The organism is Bacteroidales bacterium (assembly GCA_021157585.1).
Lineage (GTDB): Bacteria > Bacteroidota > Bacteroidia > Bacteroidales > UBA12170 > UBA12170.
Genome location: JAGGWH010000023.1, coordinates 1 through 2,812, shown reverse-complemented (window position 1 = coordinate 2,812; position 2,812 = coordinate 1). Strand labels below are relative to the sequence as shown.

General features: G+C 32.4%; 2 protein-coding genes. Both read right to left on the bottom strand.

The genetic code is table 11. The features are described 5' to 3' along the window. Positions 1–838: DNA gyrase/topoisomerase IV subunit A (locus tag J7K39_01085; protein ID MCD6178474.1), on the bottom strand; the 838-nt coding region annotated here is incomplete at its 3' end. A gap of 73 nt (positions 839–911) precedes the next feature. Further along, positions 912–2,744, bottom strand: coding sequence for a type IIA DNA topoisomerase subunit B (locus J7K39_01080; GenBank protein MCD6178473.1), 1,833 nt, complete (start codon positions 2,742–2,744; stop codon positions 912–914). Between the last annotated feature and the right edge of the window lie 68 nt (positions 2,745–2,812).

Sequence of the window (2,812 nt, the reverse complement as noted above, 5' to 3'; positions counted from 1 at the left end):
GAATAGATTCAATTAAACTCGAAGTGTTTTTCCCAAAAGGCAATTCTGAGACAACTAAAGTTTTATTATCAATTTTAGTGATTTTTGCTCTTATTTTTATTGCACCACCTCTTAATCCGTTATTATATCTTGAGAAATCAGCATAACCACCTGTTGGGAAATCAGGATACAGACAAAATTCTTTACCTGTTAGTTGGCTTATTGAAGCATCAATTAATTCGTTAAAATTATGAGGTAATATTTTTGAAGCTAATCCAACTGCAATACCTTCAACGCCTTGAGCTAGAAGTAACGGGAATTTTACAGGTAAAGTAATCGGTTCTTTGTTTCTTCCATCATAAGACGTTTGCCATTCGGTAGTTTTTGGATTAAATACAACTTCTAATGCAAATTTTGACAGTCTTGCTTCAATATAACGAGGTGCAGCTGCACTGTCGCCTGTAGCAATATTTCCCCAGTTACCTTGAGTGTCGATGAGTAAATCTTTTTGTCCGAGCTGAACTAATGCGTCACCAATTGATGCATCACCATGAGGGTGAAATTGCATTGTGTTCCCAATAATATTAGCTACTTTATTATATCTTCCATCGTCTAACTTTTTCATTGAATGTAAAATACGACGTTGTACCGGTTTCAATCCATCGTTGAGATGTGGTACTGCACGTTCAAGAATTACGTAAGATGCGTAATCAAGAAACCAATCTTTATACAGTCCTGAAATATGAGTTATGTTTTGCAGCTCGCTCGAAAAATTGTCTGTTTGGTTTTTGTTGTCTTGTAACTCGTTTTCCTGTTCTGAAGAATTATTATTTATGTTATCAGAATTATCTTGCATCATTTAGTTTAAAGTTCTTAAAAGTTTGTAAAGTTCGTAAAGTTTATAAAGTTAAAACCTTCAACTTTCCACTTGTTTACGCCACTTCCTCTTCAATACGTAAGTTATCAATAATAAAAGTTTGACGTTCGGGAGTGTTTTTACCCATATAAAACGATAATAAGTCCGGTACGTCATCGTTACGTTTAATAATTACAGGTTCAAGGCGAATATCTTTACCGATAAAGTTTTTAAATTCATCGGGAGAAATTTCACCTAAACCTTTAAAACGAGTGATTTCAGGATTTGCACCTGTTTTTTTTATTGCTTTTTCTTTTTCATCATCACTATAGCAATAGTATGTATTTTTTTTGTTGCGAACACGGAAAAGTGGTGTTTGCAAAATGTAAAGATGTCTGTTTTTTATTAAATCGGGAAAAAATTGTAAGAAGAAAGTTATTAAAAGCAAACGTATGTGCATTCCGTCAACATCAGCATCTGTAGCAATTATTACATTATTATATCTCAGGCTGTCAATACCTTCTTCAATATTTAAGGCAGCTTGCAATAAATTAAATTCTTCGTTTTCGTAAACAATTTTTTTAGTAAGCCCATAAGAATTTAGAGGTTTACCTTTTAAGCTAAAGACTGCTTGAGTATTTACTTCTCTTGATTTTGTTATTGAACCGCTTGCAGAATCACCCTCGGTAATAAATATTGTTGTTTCTAATCGTCTTTCGTCTTTAGAGTTATAATGTATTCTGCAATCGCGAAGTTTCTTGTTATGCAAACTTGCTTTTTTTGCTCTTTCTTTTGCAAGTTTTTTTATTCCTGATATTGCTTTTCTTTCTTTTTCAGATTCTTGTATTCGCTTTAGCAGTATTTCTGCAGTATCGTGATTTTTATGTAAATAATTATCGAGTTCTTTTTTTACAAAATCATTAATGAAATTACGAACAGACGTTCCGCCGGGAGCAATTTCTTTTGAGCCGAGTTTAGTTTTTGTTTGAGATTCAAACACAGGTTCTTCAACTTTTATACTTATAGCAGCACTTATTGATGAACGAATATCGGAAGGCTCAAAACTTTTATTGTAAAATTCACGAATAGTTTTAACAATTGCTTCTTTAAATGCAATTAAATGAGTACCACCTTGAGTGGTGAATTGCCCGTTAACAAATGAATAGTATTCTTCACCATATTGTTTGCCGTGTGTCAAGGCAATTTCAATATCTTCTCCTTTCAGATGAATTATGGGGTAAAGTCCTTCCGAGCTAATATTTTCGTTTAATAAATCTAATAAGCCGTTTTTTGAATAAAAACTTTTTCCGTTAAAATTTATTGTAAGACCTGCGTTGAGGAATGTGTAGTTTTTTATTAAAGTTTCAACATAATCGCTAATAAAATGATAATTGCCAAATAAAATTTTGTCGGGAATAAAGCTAACTAATGTTCCGTTTTTTTCATTTGCATCTTGTAATTGCTCGTCTTTAGTAATTTTACCTTTAGAGAATTCAACACTTTTTACTTTATCTTCACGAAAAGATTTTATGCAAAAATATGACGAAAGAGCATTTACAGCTTTAATACCTACGCCATTTAATCCAACAGATTTTTTAAATACTTTTGAATCGTATTTAGCTCCGGTGTTCATTTTCGAGGCAACATCAATAACTTTCCCAAGTGGTATTCCTCTGCCATAGTCGCGGATACTTACTGTATTTTCTGATATGGAAATATCGATTTTCTTACCATAACCCATCATGAATTCATCAATTGAGTTATCGAAAACTTCTTTAATTTGAACATAAATACCATCGTCGCGTGAAGAGCCATCACCGAGTTTCCCGATATACATACCGGGGCGTCTCCTGATGTGTTCTTTCCAATCAAGTGTGCGTATAGTTTCTTCTGAATAGTTTGACGGCATAATATATTTTTTTGCAAATATACTTAAAAGATAAATTTTGTAAAATTTGTTTTATTAACAATAAATTG

Coding starts and splice junctions, on each gene's coding strand:
- J7K39_01080 (MCD6178473.1), bottom strand. CDS start 2,744: ATGCCGTCAAACTATTCAGAAGAAACTATACGCACACTTGATTGGAAA.